Genomic DNA, 4,925 nt, shown 5'->3' on the forward strand with positions numbered 1-4,925 from the left:
AAACCACAAAATTACATCTTAATTTTAATAAAATAGAGAATCTAAGGAGATAACCCATGACATATATATTACTTCTTATTATAATTTCTACTATTCTTTCTTATCTTATATTAAAATTTATTTATAAAATCATCTTTAAATCTACAAAAAGCGTTTCAAAGTTTTTAGTCTTTCTTGGAAGTATAGGCTTAATTATCTTTTATTATACTCCTTATTCTTATTATTTAGAGCCTAGTTATTGGCAATTTAGGAATATGTGTAAGTTAAATGAACTTCCTAAAGTATAATAAGATTCTAGGGTATTTTGATAAAAAGTTAGGCGGCATAGATGATTTTCGACATGTAAAAAAATATAGTAGGATAGAAATGTGGCTTTATATATTACGATGATACTTCAAAACTCCTTCAAATTTTCAAGAAAAGATAGAGATGGATAATATTGTACTAAAAACAAAAAATATGCAAATGTCTTTACACAAGATTGTTGATATGCATATAAGTCCATATTGGAATACTAGAAGGTATGTGTTAGAAGGCAATGAGGGTAATATGAATTTTGAGTTTATAGAGGATGGGCTCGCTTGTGGTAATCTTTATCAATAATAATATAAGGAATAAATCAACAATTTAAAAGATTATACAGAATTTGTGTAAGCTAGTTATTTTAATTTTGTTTATACTGAAGGACAAAAAGCTTTAGGATTTAAAATATCTAAAACTAGATTTTTTAAAGATAAGAGTGAATTAGAAAAATTGGACTATTTTAAAGCATTACATGATGAATATAATGGATATTTGGTTATAGATGATTCTTTATTTTTTATGTGAAACTAAATGGAGATTTTAGAGAATTACAAGCTAGAAATTTTTCTCAAAGATATGAGATTAAATTTCATCAGCCCAACACTACAAATTGTCTTATGAAAAAACAGAGAAAATTAAGAGGAGTTAATAAATGCTAGAATTCTTTGTTAATCTTTTAATATTTATTCTTATATTTTTCTTTTTTGTTTTTATATTTTCTATTATTTTATATTTTATCTTTAAAATTTTTTATAAATTAAAAAATAAAACAAAAACTATAAATTTTAAAACAATATTTAAAAAACTTACTTTATTTCTTTTGCCTGTATATCTTTTATTATTCTTAACAGGAGGCTGTTCTTATAAATATATGGATCCGCAGTATTATAAGTTTAAGAGCTTGTGTTATTTTAATTTGGGAAAAGTGTTGATTGAGGATGAATCTATAAAGAATAAAACAAATATAATAGTGACACCTAAAAGTAAGCAAATAAAAGATAGAATAGTGGAAACTAGATTTGAAAGAAAAAATGAAAACCAAGTAGTGTATTATCGTGTTAATACATATTTTTATGATAATTATGGTATATTCTTGAAAGGCGATGAGGGTGCTGGATTATATTTTAGATATATGGAAGTATTAAGTTGTAAGAATATTGACAAAAAATTTAAGAAAGATGACTGGCAAGTTGAAACTTTGGAATAACAAATGAGCAAAAACATTAAAACACAAGAAGCTAAATTAGACTTAATCACTAAATTTTTAGACTATGCTGATATAGCAGATGCTAGTTATGCTATGTTGCAATATGTTTGGGAAAATATAGAGCAAGATGAAAAGAATAATATTTATAAAGCAGATAAACTTACTTTTGGTGATAAATTAAAGCAAGATATTGTTATGAAAAATAGTAAAGGGGAAGATATTGTAAAACCTAAAAATACAAACACAGCTTATGCTTGTGCTATACAAGCTCGTTTTGAACAAAATAAAATAGTTAAAATAGAACCTAAATATTGTATTTCTCTTATAAATACTTGTTTTGATAGTAAAGAAATAACATTGGATAATGATATTAGTAGGGTGGGGTTAAATGATACACTTAGTAAAAGAATCATTGATTTTATAAATAGATTTAAACTTTTAAAACATTAGTCTAACACTTTAAGTGGCTTTAGTGCTATTTTGTTTGAAGATACTAAAGATAATAATCAAAGTAATATAGGATAAAAATATATGAAAAACAAGCTCTATCATTATTTTAACAATAAAGAAAATTCAAATGATTTAAAAAAACAATTCTTTAAAAATATAAAACAAGCTTTATTTTATCTTTTTCTTGTCATCTTAACTTTTTATAATATTACTTATTTAACTCTTTTAACCTTTTTCCCTTTTCCTTTCTTTGGATGGATTAGCTTGTTTATACTTTCTACTATATGGGCATATTTATTTTTAAAGCTTGTCTTTTATCTTGTCTTTAAAATTTTTAATATTGATAAAAAAATTAAAAAGTTTTATTTATTTTTACCTTATCCATTATTCATGCTTCTTTGGTTTGGATACTCTTTTGTACCTCTTGAATGGCAAAGTAGTTTTAAAGAATTTGAGAGTTTGTGTGAGAAGGCTGATTCTAAGGCGGTTATTTATGATGCAAAAAATATTATAAGTCTTTGGGATAATTATAAAAAAATAAACAAGGATATTTTATTCAACATAACAGAGCAATATGTAGATTTTAGAATAAAAAAAATTATTATTTTATGGTACTATAAGGACGGCAAAAATACAATACAAGAATATAAAATAGACAATACATACTCTTGGCTTGACATAGGTATGTTTGCTAAATACAAAAGAAAAATGATATGCTATGATATTCAAAAATATAAAGAATTACAAGAAAAAAGAGGCTACTAATGTATGAAAAACAAGCCAAATATATGAAACTTTATAAATATGCTAGAATGTGCTGGGCTAGTTATTCTACAGGTTTAAATGAGGGTATGTTTGGAAAAGAAGATAAAAAATGGGGGTTGAAAAATCAAACACAATATTATACAAAACAGGATATAGAAATGTTAAAAGAAAATAACATTAATTCTCCCACATACTTCCAAGCCATAACCCAAAGTTCTATGCTTGTGTTAGATACTTATAATATTAGTTTTGACGAAGATAATGCTAATGAATTTATAAATCGCTATGAAGTATTAGCCTTTATTCAAGATGATGATACAAGCTTTTCTGCTACGCTTTTTAAAGATACTAAAGATAATGAATTAATTCTTGCATTTAGAGGTATAGATATTTTTCAATTTAGTTTTTCTTTTTGGGATAGTATAAAAGCCGGTGCACAAATTTTCAGATCTCAAGTTCCTCTGGAATATTATTTGCAATTATTAAAATTTTACGATGATAAAGTCAGGCATTTTTTAGGTAATGATAAACTTATTGTTACTGGACATTGTTTTGGTGGATATTTGGCACAGCTTTTTGTTTTGTCTTTTCCACAAAGTGTTAAAGCTTTATACACCTATAATGCCATGGGAGTATATGAAAATGAATATACAAAATATACAAATTATATAGGAAATAAATTTGATGATGGAATTGAAATTTTGGGATACAATTTTAATATCTTTGATGCTAATCTAAAAAATATTAAGCTGATTCCAATAACACAAGAGCTTAAAAATAATATTATTTTAAAAGATAATTCTATAGCTTTTAAGGAAGATACTCCTTATGAGGTTAAAGAATTGTTTCCCAACAATATAAAGAGTCAAAAAAATACAACTCAGCTTTATTTACAAATACAAAACGCTCCTTTGGATTTTAGTGTGATATTCAAAGAATTAGATTATAATAGCGTTTATACACTAACTCCAATCCAAGCGCGAGGATTTAAAAACTTAATAGAAAATTTATTAAAAGGGAATGAAGAATTTTCAAAGCTGCTAAATGCAGAAATTTACAAAATATACACCATTGATTTAGATGACTCTGAAGAAATATTTCAAAAGTTTGGAACGCATATAAAGCCTAATGAAATTATAGCTTTGAAATTAGATTATTTTAAGTTGCAACTTAATTTTAAATTTGATGGTTCAAAAAAATCTGCAGAAAGTGTTTTTGGTTTTGCTAAAAAAGCCACTATTTTAAAATGGATTCTTGTTTTAATTTCTATAGAAGATATATGTGAAGAATTGTTAAAACAATCTAGAATTAAAGATGATGAGCCGTCATTACATTTTTTTTATGGATGGGAAGAATTTTTTAGAGATTTTCAGGGATATTAATGTTAAATACTTTTCTTTATGAACTAAACTATCATCATACGAAAAAAACAAAAAGTCTTGTTAGTGCTATTTTTAATCTAATGCAAAAAGATAAGAATTTTTATATAAAACATTTAGATTTAAAAGATATAGATGAGATTAATATCGAATCTGATATTTCACTTTTAAGAGCTCTTTATGTTTGCAAAGAATATGTATTTTATAAAGAAAATAATGAAACTTTTTTAAATAGCAGTGTTATAGGCTATAATTCTACTTTCACAAAAATCTTCATCCTAGATAAAGAAAAGCTCAATGATACCTATCTTGATGCTAGAAAAAGGCTTTATAAATCTATCAATACTTTAAAAGAAAAAAGAAATGAAAAAATAAAAGATATCCAAGACTATTTAAATAAAGAAATTTCCTTACAAGATAATCTAAATAATCAAAGCTTTAATACTAAGGAAAATGATGTTAATTTAATTTTAAACGAAGTATTTAACATAGAGCAATTTTATGATAAAAATACCAATACCATAGTATTAAAGACAAATAATATAAAAATCATATTCTTAGATAAAGTAAATTTACAAGATTTGCAAGATAATTCTAACAATACTTCTTTCATCTCTATGTCAAATTTGATCCATATTTATGATAATCATTGTGATATTTTTGCAAAAGATAGAAGTGTTTTGGATATAAAGGACATAGAAGAAAAATATCAAATAGATTTTAAAAGTTTAGATATAAAAATCTTTTTAAACTCCACCCTCCTTACAGGATCAAATGAACTTCCTAATAATCCTTTTTACTTTGGAGAATTAGATCAAGAT

At 24.6% G+C, this 4,925-nt stretch carries 7 protein-coding genes; all 7 read left to right on the forward strand.

From position 1 onward, the window contains the following. The first annotated feature begins 56 nt into the window (after positions 1-56). The gene (locus AJN64_RS06185; protein ID WP_002881838.1) at positions 57-287 is read left to right on the forward strand and encodes a hypothetical protein; all 231 of its coding nucleotides are present in this window, start codon (positions 57-59) and stop codon (positions 285-287) included. A gap of 142 nt (positions 288-429) precedes the next feature. Continuing rightward, positions 430-603, forward strand: a complete 174-nt coding sequence (locus tag AJN64_RS09565) for a hypothetical protein (protein ID WP_153882527.1) — start codon at positions 430-432, stop codon at positions 601-603. Positions 604-955: 352 nt separating this feature from the next. After that, complete coding sequence (locus tag AJN64_RS06190; RefSeq protein ID WP_070292811.1) at positions 956-1,510, forward strand: hypothetical protein; 555 nt, start codon at positions 956-958, stop codon at positions 1,508-1,510. Between the two features lie 3 nt (positions 1,511-1,513). After that, positions 1,514-1,960, forward strand: coding sequence for a hypothetical protein (locus AJN64_RS06195; protein ID WP_002880729.1), 447 nt, complete (start codon positions 1,514-1,516; stop codon positions 1,958-1,960). Between the two features lie 81 nt (positions 1,961-2,041). Beyond that, on the forward strand, positions 2,042-2,725 hold the full coding sequence (locus tag AJN64_RS09590; protein ID WP_083262326.1) for a hypothetical protein: 684 nt from the start codon (positions 2,042-2,044) through the stop codon (positions 2,723-2,725). Next, a complete protein-coding gene (locus tag AJN64_RS06205; protein WP_070292812.1) occupies positions 2,725-4,107 on the forward strand; it encodes a hypothetical protein in 1,383 nt (460 codons plus the stop codon). Before AJN64_RS09590 ends, AJN64_RS06205 begins: the two co-directional genes overlap by 1 nt. Beyond that, a partial coding sequence (locus tag AJN64_RS09790) for a hypothetical protein (RefSeq protein ID WP_261665712.1) occupies positions 4,107-4,925 on the forward strand: 819 nt, incomplete at its 3' end. The genes AJN64_RS06205 and AJN64_RS09790, both read left to right, overlap by 1 nt.

It is taken from the genome of Campylobacter sp. BCW_4332, assembly GCF_001763175.1.
Lineage (GTDB): Bacteria > Campylobacterota > Campylobacteria > Campylobacterales > Campylobacteraceae > Campylobacter_D > Campylobacter_D jejuni.